The 17,817-nt window shown below is 46.4% G+C and carries 17 protein-coding genes; 10 read left to right on the forward strand and 7 right to left on the reverse strand.

Going from position 1 to position 17,817, the window contains the following annotated elements; translation table 11 throughout:
• The first annotated feature begins 190 nt into the window (after positions 1-190).
• Positions 191-1,900, forward strand: coding sequence for an SUMF1/EgtB/PvdO family nonheme iron enzyme (locus HQ865_RS02295; protein WP_173413334.1), 1,710 nt, complete (start codon positions 191-193; stop codon positions 1,898-1,900).
• Between the two features lie 88 nt (positions 1,901-1,988).
• Here the strand turns inward: HQ865_RS02295 and HQ865_RS02300 are convergent, their stop codons facing one another.
• The 3 genes from HQ865_RS02300 to HQ865_RS02310 all read right to left on the reverse strand — a co-directional run bounded on the left by HQ865_RS02300 (position 1,989) and on the right by HQ865_RS02310 (position 3,645).
• On the reverse strand, positions 1,989-2,657 hold the full coding sequence (locus HQ865_RS02300) for a basic secretory protein-like protein (RefSeq protein WP_173413335.1): 669 nt from the start codon (positions 2,655-2,657) through the stop codon (positions 1,989-1,991).
• Between the two features lie 69 nt (positions 2,658-2,726).
• Positions 2,727-3,467, reverse strand: coding sequence for a tetratricopeptide repeat protein (locus HQ865_RS02305; protein ID WP_173413336.1), 741 nt, complete (start codon positions 3,465-3,467; stop codon positions 2,727-2,729).
• A 4-nt stretch (positions 3,468-3,471) separates the two neighbouring features.
• The gene (locus HQ865_RS02310; RefSeq protein WP_173413337.1) at positions 3,472-3,645 is read right to left on the reverse strand and encodes a hypothetical protein; all 174 of its coding nucleotides are present in this window, start codon (positions 3,643-3,645) and stop codon (positions 3,472-3,474) included.
• Here HQ865_RS02310 and HQ865_RS02315 point away from each other — a divergent pair, their 5' ends adjacent.
• Positions 3,646-4,713 (forward strand): M20 family metallo-hydrolase, encoded by a 1,068-nt coding sequence (locus HQ865_RS02315; RefSeq protein WP_173413338.1) that lies wholly within the window; start codon positions 3,646-3,648, stop codon positions 4,711-4,713.
• 85 nt (positions 4,714-4,798) lie between these two features.
• Here HQ865_RS02315 and HQ865_RS02320 read toward each other — a convergent pair whose 3' ends face one another.
• The 3 genes from HQ865_RS02320 to HQ865_RS02330 all read right to left on the reverse strand — a co-directional run bounded on the left by HQ865_RS02320 (position 4,799) and on the right by HQ865_RS02330 (position 7,046).
• Positions 4,799-5,248 carry an RES family NAD+ phosphorylase gene (locus HQ865_RS02320; protein WP_173413339.1) on the reverse strand — a complete coding sequence of 150 codons (450 nt, stop codon included), beginning with the start codon at positions 5,246-5,248 and terminating at the stop codon, positions 4,799-4,801.
• A 2-nt stretch (positions 5,249-5,250) separates the two neighbouring features.
• Positions 5,251-5,745: a type II RES/Xre toxin-antitoxin system antitoxin gene (gene parS, locus HQ865_RS02325; RefSeq protein WP_173413340.1), complete on the reverse strand. Its 495-nt coding sequence runs from the start codon at positions 5,743-5,745 to the stop codon at positions 5,251-5,253.
• Between the two features lie 89 nt (positions 5,746-5,834).
• Entirely contained in the window at positions 5,835-7,046 is a 1,212-nt protein-coding gene (locus tag HQ865_RS02330) for an aminopeptidase P family protein (RefSeq protein ID WP_237073728.1), read from the reverse strand.
• 321 nt (positions 7,047-7,367) lie between these two features.
• On the opposite strand from HQ865_RS02330, the gene HQ865_RS02335 reads away from it, so the two are divergent.
• From HQ865_RS02335 to HQ865_RS02370, 8 genes are all read left to right on the forward strand, one after another.
• Positions 7,368-8,630: an OmpA family protein gene (locus HQ865_RS02335; RefSeq protein WP_317170044.1), complete on the forward strand. Its 1,263-nt coding sequence runs from the start codon at positions 7,368-7,370 to the stop codon at positions 8,628-8,630.
• Between the two features lie 82 nt (positions 8,631-8,712).
• Positions 8,713-8,856, forward strand: coding sequence for a DUF6728 family protein (locus HQ865_RS02340; protein ID WP_173413343.1), 144 nt, complete (start codon positions 8,713-8,715; stop codon positions 8,854-8,856).
• Between the two features lie 116 nt (positions 8,857-8,972).
• The gene (locus tag HQ865_RS02345; RefSeq protein ID WP_173413344.1) at positions 8,973-9,350 is read left to right on the forward strand and encodes a RidA family protein; all 378 of its coding nucleotides are present in this window, start codon (positions 8,973-8,975) and stop codon (positions 9,348-9,350) included.
• On the forward strand, positions 9,350-10,276 hold the full coding sequence (locus HQ865_RS02350; protein WP_173413345.1) for an EamA family transporter: 927 nt from the start codon (positions 9,350-9,352) through the stop codon (positions 10,274-10,276). The genes HQ865_RS02345 and HQ865_RS02350 overlap by 1 nt, the downstream gene beginning before the upstream one ends.
• Before the next feature lie 16 nt (positions 10,277-10,292).
• On the forward strand, positions 10,293-12,398 hold the full coding sequence (gene recG / locus HQ865_RS02355; protein WP_173413346.1) for an ATP-dependent DNA helicase RecG: 2,106 nt from the start codon (positions 10,293-10,295) through the stop codon (positions 12,396-12,398).
• 199 nt (positions 12,399-12,597) lie between these two features.
• Positions 12,598-13,974, forward strand: a complete 1,377-nt coding sequence (locus HQ865_RS02360; RefSeq protein WP_173413347.1) for a M20/M25/M40 family metallo-hydrolase — start codon at positions 12,598-12,600, stop codon at positions 13,972-13,974.
• A 481-nt stretch (positions 13,975-14,455) separates the two neighbouring features.
• Positions 14,456-15,787, forward strand: coding sequence for an MFS transporter (locus tag HQ865_RS02365; protein WP_237073729.1), 1,332 nt, complete (start codon positions 14,456-14,458; stop codon positions 15,785-15,787).
• A gap of 349 nt (positions 15,788-16,136) precedes the next feature.
• Complete coding sequence (locus HQ865_RS02370; RefSeq protein WP_202020442.1) at positions 16,137-16,364, forward strand: hypothetical protein; 228 nt, start codon at positions 16,137-16,139, stop codon at positions 16,362-16,364.
• A 106-nt stretch (positions 16,365-16,470) separates the two neighbouring features.
• Here the strand turns inward: HQ865_RS02370 and HQ865_RS02375 are convergent, their stop codons facing one another.
• Positions 16,471-17,769, reverse strand: coding sequence for an ammonium transporter (locus tag HQ865_RS02375; RefSeq protein WP_173413349.1), 1,299 nt, complete (start codon positions 17,767-17,769; stop codon positions 16,471-16,473).
• Positions 17,770-17,817 lie beyond the last annotated feature (48 nt).

Below are 17,817 nucleotides of genomic sequence, written 5' to 3' on the forward strand. Positions count from 1 at the left end.
TGCGAAAATAACGTATAAATATAAAATAACTTATTGCCAATCAAAATTATTCGGGACAGAATAACTTTAATCGGGAATTTTCGTTTAACGGTAATTATTATAGTACCATTTTAAAATAAATGCCTATTTTAGAAGAGGTATTAAATATCAAATATTTGATTAAATTTACGCTCTGATTAATTGTAATTGCATGAAAATGAATTTTAGCAGGTATGCTTTAGTGCTGTTGGGAGCCGGGACGTTGCTGGCAGGTTGTGCGCCAAAACCACAATCGCAAACAACCGGTATGCGATATAATGATAAGTACAATGGCGGTTTCCAGGTGTTCCGGAAAACGCACCCTTCTCCGGGCCCGGGCCTGATCGCTATTGAGGGCGGTACCTTTGTGCAGGGTGGCAGTGCCGGCGAAGACGTTACCTTTGAATATAATAACGTGCGCAAGCGCAAATCTATCTCAACCTTTTATATGGATGAGACCGAAGTTTCTAATAACGACTGGCGCGAATATCTGTATTGGCTGCAAACCAATTTTCCCGACGATCGTGAACTTTACTATAATGCCATCCCCGATACCCTGGTTTGGAGAAGGCCATTATCATACAACGAACCTTATGTGGATAACTACCTGCGCGGCGCCGCTTTCCAGGATTACCCGGTGGTAGGCGTAAGCTGGGACCAGGTGCAGGATTATTGCGACTGGCGTACACAGCGCATGAACGAGAATATTTTGCGTACACAAGGCCAGTTAGTAACCTGGAAAGACCGTGCTAAGAATGCAAACCCTGCAACTGCACAAAACCCGGCCGACCCTAACGCGCCTGCTGCTGCAACGCCTGCTGCCGGTGCGGTAGACCCTAAAAAGCAACCGTTTAATACCGAAATATATTTGAACGGGCAGTACAAAGGCCCTGGCATTGATGGTAAACGCATGCCTAACGACCTGAACCCGCGTAATGATACATCGGCCACCGGCAAAGGTAAAGTAAAACGCCCTGTACGTAAAGAAGATGGTATACTGCGTGCCGGTTACCGCCTGCCAACCGAAGCCGAGTGGGAATATGCAGCTTTAGGCCTTGCAGGCAATACTCAGCTGGAAAACATTACCGAAGGGAAAGTATATCCATGGAATGGCATGGGTGTTCGTTCGCCAAAATCAAAAACACGTGGGTTGATATTAGCCAACTTTAAACGAACCAGTGGTGATAACGCCGGTGTGGGCGGCTACCTGAATGATAAGGCCGATATTACCGCGCCTGTACGTTCGTACGAGCCGAATGACTTTGGTTTATACAACATGGCCGGCAACGTAAACGAATGGACCAACGATACTTATCGCCAAACATCGTTTGAGGAAACCGACGACTTTAACCCATATCGTGGCAACCAGTTTACTAACAAGCAATATGCTGATGCTGCCAAAGGTGTTTATGCAAAAGATAAATATGGCCGCCCGATAAAAGTACCTGCAACCGGTTACAAAAAACAAACCTGGGCCGAAATGGTTGCCCAGCAACAAGGCAATACCAAGCCTACCGGTCCGGCTAATGCAAACGCTGCGGTAAATCCGGGCACTACGGGTGTTTCAAATCCTAAAAGTTCAATTGCCGGTAAAGCTTATACTCCGGATGTGCGTGGTTATAACGATACTGTAAACACCACTTTATATGGTGTAACTACCCTGATCAGTGATAAATCGAAAGTATATAAAGGCGGTTCGTGGAACGACAGGGCATTTTGGTTAAACCCGGCTACCCGCCGTGCTATGGATGAGGATGAAGCCAGCGCTGAAATTGGTTTCCGTTGCGCCATGAACTACGATGGCCCGCCCGAAATTAACCCGAATGGCAAGCCAGAGTTTAGCGTTAAAAAACCAAAGACCTTTAATGCTAAGAAAAGATAATGTTTTTATAACCCTGTTGTTATAAACGAATAAAGCCCCGGCAAATCCGGGGCTTTATTCGTTTATGAGAAGTTATGGACGTTTTGTTTTAGCTTAAGGATGGATTAGCCACGTAAGCTGCCCAAAGCTCATCAAGTGTCTTACCGGTTTGGCTGGTCCATACAGCATCAGTATAAGTATGGTCGCGCATTTCTTTATCCAGTTCTTTTACTATGCCCTTTTTTACTTTTGTTTCTATCCAAAGTAAAAAGCGCGCGGTAATGCGGTAGCTGTTGGTATAGTTTTGTCCGGCTTTATATTCGCCTAAGCTCCATTTCGCAGCCGGATTGTTTACGCCAAACTGGTTGCGGGCGTAATCGGCAATACCTTCAGTAAGCCAGCCCGGGCCAACGCTGTTGCCATAATTTTGAACGATGTGCATCACTTCGTGCGTAATTACATCAATATCTTCAGGGTGCTGGTGCATCCATTTAGGGCTGATGCGTACATGGGCATTGCCGGTAGCGGCTACGCCTTTGTAGGCAGTGTCGATTTTCATGTAAACAATCTTCTCGGTATTTTTATTATACTCCTTCGAAAGTTTAGGATATACTTCAAAAAAGGTTTTGATCATGCGCTCCTGCAAAGCGCTGTCTAAGGTAGCATCGGTATTGGTGAAGTTAAGCGTGTAGCCTTTTTGCTTATACGTTTTTTCAACCTGTGCAGAGGCAGATACCGCTAGTAAAGCGGCGGCCGATAATAGTGTCAGTTTTTTCATAGCAATGCAAATGTAAGTTTTAGCAAAACATTTTTATGGTTGTAACGGAGGAGATACAACAATGCGGTATTAAGAAATAGCTTTCAATTCGGTACGCGCTTTAGTACACCATGGGCGTGCACCTTTACGTTCGATGGCGCTTAGGTGGGCTTCCTCTTCAAGCATGGTGGTGAATACCTTTTCAGCATCGGCATCGCGCCCGTTCCTGCGCAAAAAAACACCATAATGGTAGCGCTGTTCGTAATACGAATAGCGGCCCTGCATGGCTTTGAATTCGGCTTCGGCTTTATCAATTTGCCCGGCACTCTCCAACGACATGGCATAAAACAAATGCGCCTGCGACCGTATAAATTGCGGCTGCTTATATATTTTCGAGGCTATTTTAATCGCATCGGCATACCGGCCTGATTGATAATAGGCAATAATAAGTTGGGCTATTACATGTTCGTTTTCTGCAAAGGCTCCGGTAAGGCTGCTTTCATAAAGTTCAATGGCCTTATCGATTTGACTTGCTTGCATATAGGCATCGGCCAGTAGCACACGGTTATTAAAAGTATCGGTAAAACGCAGGTTTTCTTCCAGTTTTTTGATCTTGCCGCCGGGGTTAACCACCGCGCCAACATCAATACGCGGCGCCCGCATCCGGCTTGAGGGTAATATCTCCATAAAAATATACACCAGGCTACCCACTACAGGTAAAAAAACAATAAGCCATATCCAACCCTGTCTGCCCCTTTTTATACAGTGGATAACGCATATGATCTGCAGCGCGATGGTGAGATAATAGGGGTAATGGCCTGAAAAAAACATGTGTTTAGTTAGGGTTATTAGCGGATGATATTTTTATATCAAAAATAAAAACATTCTGCATTTCATCAAGCGTTGGCATAATTAAACCAACGATAATATTAATTGTCCCAGTTAACATTGGCTTCACATACACTTCATGAAAAAGCCTTATTTTTGTAACCTGTGTTTTATAGTGCATATGACCGATATTAATCAACTCCACCAACAAGCCATTAGCCTGCTGCAACAACTTATCCGCATACCTTCGTTTAGTAAAGAGGAAGATAAAACGGCTGATGTGATCGAACAATTTCTTCAGCAACAGGGTGTTAGTACCCATCGTAAGCTAAATAATATATGGGCATGGAACAAACATTTCGACGCGGCTAAGCCTACCATCCTGCTTAACTCGCACCACGATACGGTGAAACCCAATTCGGGCTATACCCGCGATCCGTATGATGCTGCCATTGAAGATGGTAAACTATTTGGATTGGGGAGCAACGATGCCGGCGGGTGCCTGGTGTCGCTTATCATGACCTTTCTGCATTTTTACAACCAGGAAAATTTAAGTTATAACCTGTGCCTGGCCACCACGGCCGAAGAAGAGATCTCGGGCGTAAATGGCCTGGAGCTGATCATTCCTGATCTGGGCGAACTTAGCTTTGGTATAGTGGGCGAACCAACCCAAATGCACCTGGCCATAGCCGAGCGCGGCCTGATGGTACTGGATTGCACCGCGCACGGCAAAGCAGGCCATGCCGCCCGCGAAGAGGGCGAGAACGCCATATATAAAGCATTAAGCGATATCGAGTGGTTCCGCAACTATAAATTCCCGAAAGAATCGGAAGTGTTCGGGCCGATAAAAATGTCGGTAACTATTATTAACGCGGGTTCGCAACATAACGTGGTGCCGGCAAGCTGCGTATTTACGGTTGACGTGCGCGTAACCGATGCTTACCGTAATGAGGAAGTGCTGGAGATCATCCGCCAGCATGTGGTTAGTGATGTTAAGCCGCGCTCTATTCGCTTAAAGCCATCGTCAATAGATAAAAACCACCCTATTGTACAGGCGGGTATTAAATTGGGCCGCACCACTTACGGTTCGCCTACCACGTCCGATCAATCTCTGCTGGATATCCCTTCGCTAAAAGTAGGCCCCGGTGATTCTGCCCGTTCGCATACGGCCGATGAATTTGTTTATGTAGATGAAATTCGGGAGGGGATAGATCTGTATATCAAAATGCTGTCTTCGGTGATTAGTTGATCGGAGATTAGAGATTAGTTACAACAGAAGCTCTGATCTTTGATTAACTAATCTCTAACCTTTAATCTATGAACTCTAGTCCCTATCAAAGCAACCGCTCATCAAACGTAAAAGGTTCGGTTTCTAAAACCTTCACTTCGCTTATGCGGGCATGCAGGGGATTTATTAAATAATTAAACTCCTGTTTAACAATGGCCGACGGTACCTTTAATAAAAGGTGCTCATTTTGTTTCAAAAAGAAATCGCCTGTGCGTTTTAATATCTCGGGCTCGGGATAAACATTCCAGTTAGGAGGGAACAGGCTCATATCGGCCTCAAAAATATCTTCAGGCGCATCAATAGTGGTGATGCAAAAATCATCGGGGATTATAGCGGTAGGTAAATGGACTAATGCCTCGAGCGTAGCCAATGCCCGCGATGAGGCTGTGTAAACCATTGCCCTGCCAATGTTGTTCCAGCGGCCACCATACAGCCTGGCGCCGGTACCGCTCAGGTCTTTGGCATAAGTGCAACGGGTGATGCGGTATAATAACATGCTTACGCGAAAATACCGTGCTCGATACGGCCAAGTTCTTTCAGCACCATATCAAAACCAACAGAAGTATCCAGCAGGGAAATAGGCGTTTCGTTACGGAAAACGTGCCCCGGCGTTTTCATCCAGCGCTGAAATTTATCCATCGAACCAAAAACCTCCTGGCCGCGCGAATAAAGCCTGGCCAGTTCGATAGCCTTTTCGGCGTACTCGGTTTTAACGATGGCGTTGTCATCATAACGCTGCAGGGTGCGTTCGGAAATGTGCATAATATCGGCCAGTTCCTGCAGGGTAATAGCTATTTTTTTAGCCAGCGATGTTAATACCTTTTTAGGCAATCCTTCGCGGGTAAGTTTCAGGATATCAAAATCGGTACTAAAGCGGGCTGGTTTAACCCCGCTTAGCAGGTTGTAAAATGAGTTATCGGCGCCTGCGGCTATGTATGCTACCATAGGCTCGCTAACTTCATTTGAGGCGATATGTTTTCTTTTTTCAGACATTAATCCAAAAATAAATACTTTTTGTCTGATTCACAAATAAATTATCACCCAAAAAAGCCGAAGTTTTTCACTTCGGCTTTTTTGGTTTTTTATGAATTCATGATTTCCTCTATCTCCGCGGCTTCTATTGGGATGTCGCCCATCAGATCGATATTTCCATCGTTAGTGATCAGAATATTGTTTTCCAGGCGGATCCCCAAACCTTCTTCTGGTATATAAATGCCCGGCTCGCAGGTTAGGATGTTCCCGGCTGCAAATGGCGTATAGCGGCCGGCAAAATCGTGCACATCAATGCCCAGGTGGTGCGATGTACCGTGCATAAAGTACTTTTTATAAGCCGGCATTTTAGGGTCCTGCTTTTCTACATCGTGTTTGGTAAGTAAACCAAGGCCAATCAATTCGCTGGTCATTAGTTTGCCCACTTCGTCATGATAATCATTCCATACGGTGCCGGCCACCAGCATTTTTGTAGCGCCGCGCATTACCCGCAACACAGCATCGTACACATCGCGCTGGCGCTTGGTATAGCGGCCATTAACCGGTACCGATCTGGTCATATCGGCATTATAGTTAGCATATTCGGCGGCGTAATCCATTAATATCACATCGCCATCCTTGCAAACCTGGTTGTTATCTATATAATGTAGTACAATGGCGTTAGGCCCCGAAGCAATGATGGGATTATAGGCATGGCCGGTGGCGCGCTGACGAATAAACTCGTGGATGATCTCTGCCTCAATTTCATATTCGGCCACGCCGGGTTTTATAAATTTCAGTATCCGTAAAAACGAATCGCGGGTAATACTGCATGCTTTTTTGGTCAGTTCGACCTCAATAGCAGATTTTACCGCGCGCAGATCGCGCATAATGGGGGCCGAGCGTTCATAATGATGTAAAGGATATTTAGTACGCAGATCATTCAGGAAACGCAGGTCGCGATAAGGCACAGTGTGCGAATACCTGTCGTTTTCGTTTGTATTAATATACACCGTATCGGCATAATGTATAATGCTGTGTAATATATTATCAAAGTCCTGCAGCCAGTATACGGCCTCTATGCCCGACGCTGCCCTTGCTTCCTCTTTGGTGTATTTGTGTCCTTCCCATACTGCAATGTGTTCGTTGGTTTGTCTTAAAAAAAGTACTTCTTTGTATAACGGATTAGGACAATCAGGAAATAAAAGCAGGATGCTTTGCTCCTGATCTATACCCGAGAGGTAAAAAAAATCGGCGTTTTGTTTAAAAATAAAGTTCTGATCGCCACTTCTTACAAATTCATCATTGGCGTTAAAAATGGCCATAGAATGGGCTTTTAGTCGCGAAACGAAACTTTTTCTATTCAAAGTAAATAAATCATTACTAATAGGTAGGTATTTCATGATTATGAGGTATTTTAATTTACAGCAAACAATTTTTGTATTTCTTTGTCGAGTAATTATGAAAAAATTGGAACGGTGTTTGGTAATGAATTTCAAACATAATTACTAATTTTGGAAAAAATCACAATTAATTGTTTAATCTTAAAAACTATGAACTATTCTACATTAAAGAAAACAGTCGCCTTATCATTCGTTGCAGCGCTGGCAGTAGGAGCAGCTAAAGCTCAAACTTCCGATGCACCGATGACGTCGTCTGCAACTTCTACTGCCAAGGTATTTGGCGGCAGAGGCCAGTACAACACTTTCAGCCTTGGTGCCAACGTTGGCATCGTTTCTCCTTTCCTGGCAACAGGCGGTTCTAACGATTTCACCGATTTCAAAGCACAATTAGGTTACGGTGTATCATTACGCGATCAGTTAGCACACTCATTTGGCTTACAATTAGACGTTAACGGCGGTAAAGTAGCAGGCGATAACAGCAGTGCAGCTGGTGGCGTAGCTTACGGCCGTCGCAGCTTTTCAACCAGCTTTGTAAGTGGTACTTTAAGCGGTGTTGTTAACGTTGCAACTATCGATTACATCCGCCGTAAAAACGCTGTTAACTTCTTCTTAACAGGTGGTGCTGGTTTATTATGGTATAACCCTACTATGGTAATGGCCAACGGTTCTACGTTTGATTTCAAAGCCGTTTCAGGCCATGAAACAAAAGAGCTGATCATCCCGGTAGGCGTTGGTGTTAAATTCCGTCTGACAGATGCGTTAGCATTGAACTTAGGTTACAAAGAAACCTTTATGGATGGCGACAACCTGGATGGTACTTACGCAAAAGGTACTACTAAAGATCACTACTCTTATGGTTACGGTGGTTTAGAGTACACTTTTGGTCCTAAATCAAAACCAAACCTGGATTGGGTTAACCCTGTAGCTATGATGTATGACGAACTGTATGATGCAGAATTACGTCGTGAAGTTGCTGCTTTGAAAAGCCGTGTAAGCAACGTAGAGAACGCTGTTGCTGACCTGAAGAAAGATTCTGACGGTGATGGTGTATCTGATCAATTCGACAAATGCCCTAACACTCCTGCAGGTACTGTAGTTGACGGTGCTGGTTGCGAGATCAAATTCCCTGTAATCGACACTTCGGTATTCGTTCGCAAAGGTTCGCAGCCAATGGTTAAAGCTGATGCTTACTCAAACATCCAGTTCGATTTCGATAGCTCTGTACTGCGTACTTCATCTTACCCGGTATTAGATGCTACTTCATCTGACCTGCGTAGCAGCTCTGCTTCAGTTACCCTGAACGGTTATGCTTCATCTGAAGGTACTGCAGCTCACAACCTGCGCTTATCTAAAGATCGTGCTAATTCAGTAAAAACTTACCTGGTTAACTCAGGTGTTGATGCAAAACGCATTAAAGTTAAAGGCTTCGGTGAAACTCACCCAATTGCTGATAACTCTACTGAAGAAGGTCGTATCATGAACCGTCGTGTTGAGTTCAAAAAATAATAATCTGTAAAAGATTATAACAAATAGGAAAAGCCTCCCGATTATTTCGGGAGGCTTTTCTTTTTTTTATTAGTTTTGCTTTATGTACTTCTTCCGCAAAAAGGATCCGAACAGGCCTGCCAGTTTTAACCTAAAGGTGATGCATATTATTAATGCTGTTGCCATAAGCATATTTTTGCTGGGCATTATCTGGAAACTGATAGATTGGTTTGTGCTGAAGAAGTAGATAGAAAGTCCGGAAGTCCGCATATGTCGGAAAAGTCCGGAAGATAGTACTGAATAATATAATCTTAAATCTTTCGGACTTTCGGTCTTCCCGACTTCCGGACTATAAAACAACTCATGAAAGATATTGTTAGCACAAACGCACCGGCGCCAATTGGGCCTTACAGCCAGGCAATCGTAGCCGGTAATTTATTATTCGTATCAGGCCAGGTAGCTATCGATCCTGCCACTGGCGACCTGGTGATGGACGACATCGCGACTGAGACCACCCGTGTAATGGAAAATATCAAAGCTATTTTAACCGAGGCCGGTACCGATTTTAGCCGCATTGTAAAAACCACCATCTTTTTAAAGGATATGGCCGATTTTGCAGCTGTTAACACCGTATACGGTTCATACCTGAGCCCGCCATTTCCAGCCCGCGAAACCGTGGCGGTAGCGGGCCTGCCTAAAAACGTTAATGTTGAAATATCGGTAACCGTACTGTTAGGTTAATGGCAAAAAAACGGGGAAGCCTCTTATATCTTTCGTGCGCCATTGGCGCGGCTGTAATATGGGGCTTCTTCGCTTTCCCGTTAAGGCGCATAGCGCAATATCCCCCACAGGAGATCTTGTACTTTCGTGTATTTGTTTCGTTTGTAATTGTATGGCTCATCAACCTGCTGTTCCGCCGGCAACAATTACGTAACGACTATCTGCAGATAAAAAACGCCAATAAACCTGAACGCAGGAAACTGCTTTGGCTATTCCTGGCGTCGGGCATATTTATTACGGCCAACTGGTTTACGTTTATTTATGTCATCAATCATATCAGTCTGAAGGCGGCTGCCTTTGCTTATATGATATGCCCCATTATTACCGCTACCGGCGGCTTCCTGCTGTTGAAAGAGCCGGTAACCCGGTTAAAACTGGTTGCCATAGGCATAGCGGTATTAAGTGTACTCATCTTGTCTACAGCATCGTTGCAACAAGCGTTATGGTCGGTAGTGGTGGCGCTGATGTATGCCATGTATTTGATTATTCAAAGGGTACTTAACCTGTTTGATAAACTGAACTTGTTAGGTATTAATCTGATGATATCCATGATATTGCTGTTGCCCTTTTATCTGCACGATGGAGGGCCTTTACCCTCCGCTGCCGAATTTTGGGTGGTGATCCTCATTATCGCGGTGGTGATGACCATTATCCCTTTGCTGCTTGCTTCATTCGCGCTGAATGGGATTCCCTCGTCAACGCTGGGTATTACCATTTATGTTAATCCGTTTATATCGTTCACGGTGGCCTTTATCTGGTTTCACGAGCAGGTATCTGTTCACCAGGTGGCGGGTTATTTGTTATTGATGCTGGCCGTTGTTATTTTTAACTGGTCTATCATCAGGGGCGCCTTTGTGGGTAAAGCGGGCGAAACTGTATCAGTATAAAAACCCGGCAATAACAGTGAACCAGCTATTTGAAACACCAATAGAGTATTTGAAAGGCACAGGCCCCGCCCGTGCCGAGGTGCTTAAAAAGGAGCTGGGCATTTACAATTTCGAGGATATGCTGCGGCATTTCCCCTTTAAATATATCGATCGTACCCGCTTTTATAAGATCAGGGAGATCAATATCGAAATGCCGCTGGTGCAGGTGATAGCCCGGTTAACCAGTAAGGAGATCATCGGCGAAAAACATACCCGCCGCCTGGTAGCCCAGGTTCAGGACGATACCGGCGTAATGGAGCTGGTATGGTTCCAGGGGATTAAATGGGTAGAGAAGTACCTGCTGGTGGGTAAAGCCTATATCATCTTCGGCAAACCGGGATCGTTTAACGGCAAGGCGCAAATGGCGCACCCGGAGATAGAACTTTACTCGCCCGAGGCCCTGAAACGCAAGGGCAATGCCACGCTGCAACCCGTATACAATTCTACCGAAAAGCTTAAGCAATACACGCTTGATAGCAAAGGCCTGCAAAAGCTTACCGCCTTCTTAATTGAGCAGCATTATAAGGATATCCCCGAAAACCTGCCGCCATATCTCATCAATAAATTAAAACTGATGAGCCGTGCCGATGCTTACCGCCACATCCATTTCCCGGCCGATGCGGCTGAGCTGAACGAGGCCTTACGACGGTTAAAGTTTGAAGAACTGTTTTTCATTCAGCTAAAATTGTTGCGTAATAAACTGCTGCGGGTGCAAAAATTCAGGGGGAATGTGTTTGATAAGGTAGGGCATTACTTTAATGAGTTTTATCAGCATAAATTACCCTTTGAACTAACCGGCGCGCAAAAACGGGTACTAAAGGAAATACGCCAGGATACCCAGCGCGGTGTGCAGATGAATCGCCTGCTGCAGGGCGATGTAGGCAGCGGCAAAACCATTGTAGCGCTGATGAGCATTTTGCTGGCGCTGGATAACGGTTTCCAGGCTTGCTTTATGGCGCCTACCGAAATTTTAGCCAATCAGCATTTTCAAACCGTGAAAGGGGTGTTGGGTGATGATTTTATCAATATCGCCCTGCTTACCGGGTCGACCAAACAAAAGGAACGCACTAAAATTCACCGGCAATTAGAGGATGGTTCGCTGCATATCCTGTTCGGTACACACGCGCTGATTGAGGACAAAGTGCAGTACAAAAACCTGGGCTTTGTAGTGATAGACGAGCAACACCGCTTTGGCGTGGAGCAGCGTGCCAAACTATGGCGCAAAAATGTAGTACCGCCTCATGTGCTGGTGATGACGGCTACCCCAATTCCCCGCACCCTGGCCATGACCTTGTACGGCGATCTGGACGTATCGGTAATTGATGAACTGCCCGCCGGGCGTAAACCCATCGACACCCTGCATTTTTACGAGAACCAGCGCCTGCGCATGTTTGGGATGATGAAGGAGGAGATTGCCAAAGGCCGACAGATCTATGTAGTATACCCGCTGATACAGGAAAGCGAAAAGCTTGACCTGAAAAATTTGGCAGATGGCATAGAGGTAATGTCGCGCGAGTTCCCGCTGCCGCAGTACCGTTTAAGTATCGTTCACGGCAAAATGAAGGCAGCTGATAAGGATATAGAAATGCAGCGCTTTGTACGTGGCGAAACCCATATTATGGTAGCCACAACCGTGATTGAAGTAGGCGTGAACGTGCCTAACGCCTCGGTAATGATCATCGAGAACGCCGAGCGCTTTGGCCTGTCGCAATTACATCAGCTAAGGGGCAGGGTAGGCCGTGGGGCCGAGCAATCCTATTGTATCCTGATGAGCGATGTTAAGCTTAGTCGCGATGGCCGCATCAGGCTGGAAACCATGGTGCGTACCAATAACGGCTTCGAAATATCTGAAACCGACCTGCAACTGCGCGGCCCCGGAAATATTGAGGGCACCCAGCAAAGTGGTGTATTAGACCTGAAACTGGCCGACCTGGCTGCCGACCAGCAATTGCTACTGCTGGCCCGCCACACTGTTGAAGAAATATTTGAGAAAGACCCCCAACTGGCCCATCCCGAAAACCACATCCTGCACCAGGCCTTTATGTCGAAAAAAGATGGGTTGACGTGGGATAAGATATCGTAAGTATCGACATATATAAAACCAAATTGTCATTGCGAGGAGCTTGGGCGGGAATGTGCGATGGTGCGACGCGGCAATCTCATAGGCTGTTCCTTGTTGCATGTCCTATGGGATTGCCACGCTATCGCTCGCAATGACAAATTGGTTAAGAATCTTCCAGCATTTTTTATAGATTTGATTAAAACACCACACCCAATCGCACATGAAAAAAACCTTGTTATCCCTCTCTGTTTTATTATTAGGCTTTACAGCCGCCAACGCCCAGTCAGACACCGTGATGATGCGCAAAATATATGATGAAGCGCTGGTGAACGGCCAATGCTATCAAAACCTGCGTTATTTGTGTAAAAACATCGGCGGCCGCCTTAGTGGCTCGGCCAATGCGCAAAAGGCGGTGGAGTGGGGAAAAAAACTGATGGAAGGTTACGGCTTTGATAAGGTTTTTTTGCAGGAGGTGATGGTGCCACATTGGGAGCGCGGCGCTAAGGAGCAGGGTTATATCATCAGCGGGACTAAAAAAACACCGGTAGCTATCTGCGCGCTGGGTATGGCTGTGGCCACCCCGGCAAATGGTATTACGGCCAGTGTGGTTGAAGTACACAGCCTGCAGGAAGTGGCTGCCCTTGGCGAAAAAGGCGTGAAGGGAAAGATCGTTTTTTATAACCGCCCGTTCGATCCACGATATATTGAAACTGGTGGCGCTTATGGTACAGCCGGCGATCAGCGCCGCGCGGGGCCGTCCATGGCTGCAAAGTATGGAGCCGTTGGTGTAATTGTGCGTTCGCTAACCGAAGCTAACGATGATTACCCGCATACCGGCACCACCCAATACAGCGATGACGCGCCGAAGATCCCGGCCGCGGCCATATCAACCAAAGCAGCCGATAAGCTAAGCGCTATGCTAAAAGGTGGTAATATCAAATTCTTCTTTAAGCAAAACTGCCGCATGCTGCCTGATGTGCTGTCGTATAACGTAGTTGGGCAGATCACCGGCAGCGAAAACCCGAATAAGTTTATCACCGTTGGCGGCCACTTCGATTCGTGGGATCTGGCTGAGGGGGCGCATGATGATGGCACGGGCGTAATGCAGTCGGTAGAGGTGTTGCGTATTTTAAAAACTCTGGGTTATAAGCCTAAAAATTCGGTAAGGGCGGTATTTTTTATGAATGAAGAGAATGGCACCAAAGGTGGCTTAAAATACGCCGAACTTGCCGCCGCCAATAAAGAAGAGCATATTGCTGCTATTGAAAGCGATGAAGGCGGCTTTAGTCCGCGTGGCTTTACGTTTGACGGGCTTAACGCCGAGCAGATAAAAAGCTTGAATAAAAAATACAAAGGCCTGTTTGAACCTTATGAAGCCGACAGGCTGGTAGCCGGCGGCAGCGGGTCGGATGTTGGTCCGCTGAGGGCTGTGGCCCCTAACGCGGTGCTGATCGGTTTCCGTCCCGATTCACAGCGCTATTTTGATATCCACCACACGGCCAACGATGTGTTTGAGAACGTGAACAAGCGCGAACTGGAGCTGGGCGCTGCTACCATGGCATCGCTGGTGTATTTGATTGATACGAGAGGTTTTTAATACGCAGGCCCTGTAGAGACACGATACTTCGTGTTTCTTTTAAATATACAAAACAACCTGCATGCGGGAGACGCAAGGTATTGCGTCTCTACAATAATTGCACAACCGCTCAACATAAACCCGGGCGAAGCGGAAACCCCACAGCAGAAGCGTGGACAGCGCGCAAGGGCGAGGAGTTGCAGCGTAGCACGGGAGCAAACGCTGATAGTTGTAGTGGACTTGCTTTTCAAAACATAGTCGCGAATACTCACCCCGACTACGCTACGCTGGTCGGCCCTCTCTTCGCTGCGCGCGGCAGCGGGCAGGAGTTGTATCGGCAATCCATTCCCTCTTTTGCCGAAGGCAAGAGAGGGTGCCCGAGCGTAGCAACGGGTGGGTGAGTAGTCGCCACAACATCGCTCTGCAATTTATCCCGCCAAATAATTGCACCGCTAAACCGCATGTTGTAATTTTGCGGCACCACAATTAAAATACATCGCCTGTGTCCGACGAAGGTAATAGTCAGCCTAAAAAAGATTCATTTGCAGCCCTGCGGTATAAGGATTTCCGCTCGTACCTGGGCATGCGCTTCTTTTTTACATTCGCATATCAAATGCAAACCACCGTATTGGGTTTCTACATTTACCAGTTAACCCATAGTACGGTAAACATAGCCCTTATTGGTTTAAGTGAGGTGATACCGGCCGTAGGTATTGCCCTGTATGGCGGTTATATTGCCGATAAGTACGAGAAGCGCAAGATGCTGCTGCTGATATTTACGGGTGTGCTTATCTCATCGCTGGTGATGGGCTTTGTTACGCTGAACAGCATGAGCCCGCATATACAAATCAGTTGGATACTGACAGCCATATATGCCATGATATTTTGCAATGGCGTAGCGCGCGCATTTTATGGGCCGGCTACATTTATTGTTTACTCTAACAGTATCCCGCGCAAAATTTACCCCAATGCCAGTACCTGGAGTAGTTCCAGCTGGCAGCTGGCCTCGATATTAGGGCCGTTGACGGGTGGCTTTTTATATGGCTTTGCCGGTAAGATCATCCCCGGCCTGGCAGGTATTACGGCCAACTTCGCCATTATTGTTTTGTTCTTGATGATAGCGCTGGTGCTGGTTTTCAGACTGCGCACCTACCCGCCGACTTTTGTGCCGAAAGAGAACATCTGGAAAAGCCTTTCGGCTGGGCTAAACTTTGTGTTTACCAATAAAATGATGTTTTATGCCATGAGCCTCGACTTGTTTTCAGTGCTGTTTGGCGGTATGATAGCCCTGCTGCCGGTGTTCGCGCTGGATATTTTAAAGGTGGGATCGGAGGGATTAGGTATTATGCGTATGGCCTCGTCGCTGGGCGCGGCATTGACCATGATCACCATGGTGCGTTATTCGCCTATGAACCGCCCGTGGCGCAACCTGCTGATAGCGGTTGCCGGTTTCGGCGCCTGTATTATTGGCTTTGGACTTTCGCATATCTTCTATCTTTCGCTGGTATTCCTGTTTTTACAGGGGGCGTTTGATAGCGTAAGTGTGATCATCCGCGGTACTATTATGCAATTGCTTACACCTGATGATATGCGGGGCAGGGTATCGGCCGTGAACCAGATGTTCATCAGTTCATCAAACGAGTTTGGCGATTTTGAATCGGGGATGGCGGCCAAGTACCTGGGTACTATACCGTCGGTGTTGTTTGGCGGGTGCATGACCATTGCTGTGGTTACCTTTACTTTTTTTAAGACGCGTAAAATGATACCGCTGAAACTGGAAGAGATCCATATGCCTAAAAAGGAAGAACCGGTAGCGCCGCCTGCGGAGGGGTAGAGGATTCACCCGCCCTTTGCTACGCTCGGGCACCCTCTCTTCGCTTTGCGAAAAGAGGGACGGCTTATCCGATACTGTTCCTACCCTCTTTCCGCGAAGCGAAGAGAGGGTCGACCAGCGTAGCGTAGTCGGGGTGAGTAATCGCCACAATGTTCGCCGCTAAATTTACACTTGCACCATTTCGTGAACCTGGACGTTTCGCCCGGCGGATTAACCCTAAAGTTTTTGAAAAATCATTTTTTTATGTTATATTATAATATATGAAAATGATAGAATGAGTTGGGCAAATCATTATATAGCAAAACTAAGTAAGGGAGAAACTGTACAATTCAGGCCAAGGGGTAATTCTATGAAAGGAAAGAGCGCTTCAGGGCAATTAGTAACAGTTGAACCCGTTGCAGGCCATAAGCTGCAAAAGGGCGATATTGTTTTATGTAAAGTTAACGGTACCCAGTACCTGCATTTAATAAAAGCTATACAGGGCGAAAGATACCAGATAGGTAATAATATAGGCAGAATAAACGGCTGGGTAAGCCAGAATGCGATATATGGTATATGTACACATGTGGCCGAATAATTGTAAAAGGACGCGATAGTAACAGTATTAATAAATCAGCAAAGGCCCCAATTGGGGCCTTTTGCTTTTCGATCAGTTATATAGATAGTTAAATAGTTTCCAAAGATTATAATTCCTCGTCGTGCTGGCTGATATCCAGGCCCATTACTTCTTCTTCAGGGGTAACACGCAGCGGGCTGATCAGGTCGGTTATCTTTAATAGCAATAACGAACCGAAGAACGCGAATACCGATACAATAACCAGCGCTTTAAGGTGGGTGATGAACAACGTGGTTTCGCCAAAAAATAAGCCCTCGGCACCGGCAGCGTTAACACTTTTGGTTGATAGCATACCGGTTAACAGCATACCCATCATACCGCCAACACCGTGGCATGGGAATACGTCCAGCGTATCATCAATAGAGGTTTTTGAACGCCAGATCACCATCAGGTTACTTACTACGGCCGATACGATACCAACGATAAGTGAGCTTGACACAGTAATGAAACCGGCAGCAGGTGTAACAGCAACCAAACCAACTACAGCGCCGATACAGGCGCCCAAAGCCGATGGTTTTTTGCCACGCAGGATATCGAAAAAGATCCACGACATGGCGGCGGCAGCCGAAGCGGTGGTAGTGGTTGCCAAAGCAGTAGAGGCCAGATCGTTTGCGCCTAAGGCAGAACCGGCGTTAAAGCCAAACCAGCCAAACCACAGTAACCCTGTACCCAATATTACATAGCTGATGCGGGCCGGTGTATGCGCCTCTTCAACCTCGTTACGTTTTTTAAGATATAAAGCCGATGCCAAAGCCGCCCAGCCGGCCGACATGTGTACCACGGTACCGCCGGCAAAATCAAGCACGCCCATTTTGAAGAACATGCCTTGCGGGTGCCAGGTAGCGTGAGCCAACGGAATGTAGATGATGACAATAAACAGGGTAATGAAGATTAAATATGAATTGAAGCGGATACGCTCGGCAAAGGCCCCGGTGATCAGTGCCGGCGTAATAACCGCAAATTTTAACTGGAACATAGCAAACAGGATTACCGGGATAGTGCCCCAAAGTACACCTGTCGTATTCTGCATCATGAAGAACGACTTAGGGCTGCCTACCAGGCCCATGCCGCCAACATCTTCGCCAAAGGCAAGGCTAAAACCAAACACCACCCATATAATGGTGATGAGGCCCATACATACAAAGCTTTGCAGCATAGTAGAGATCACGTTTTTTTTGCGCACCATACCACCGTAAAAAAAGGCCAGGCCGGGTGTCATTAATAATACCAGCGCTGTCGAGATCAGCAGCCATGCGGTATCGGCTTTGTCAAATACGCCCGGTTTGGCAGCTGCCACGTTGCCGGGATATATAAAGGCGAGTATAACAACCACAACAAGTATGGCGAATGGTATAATTTTTTTCATCTTAAAATAGATTTAATGGTGATAAGTATCCATATCTAAGTTTAATTA

Origin of the sequence: Mucilaginibacter mali, assembly GCF_013283875.1 — a bacterium.
Lineage (GTDB): Bacteria > Bacteroidota > Bacteroidia > Sphingobacteriales > Sphingobacteriaceae > Mucilaginibacter > Mucilaginibacter mali.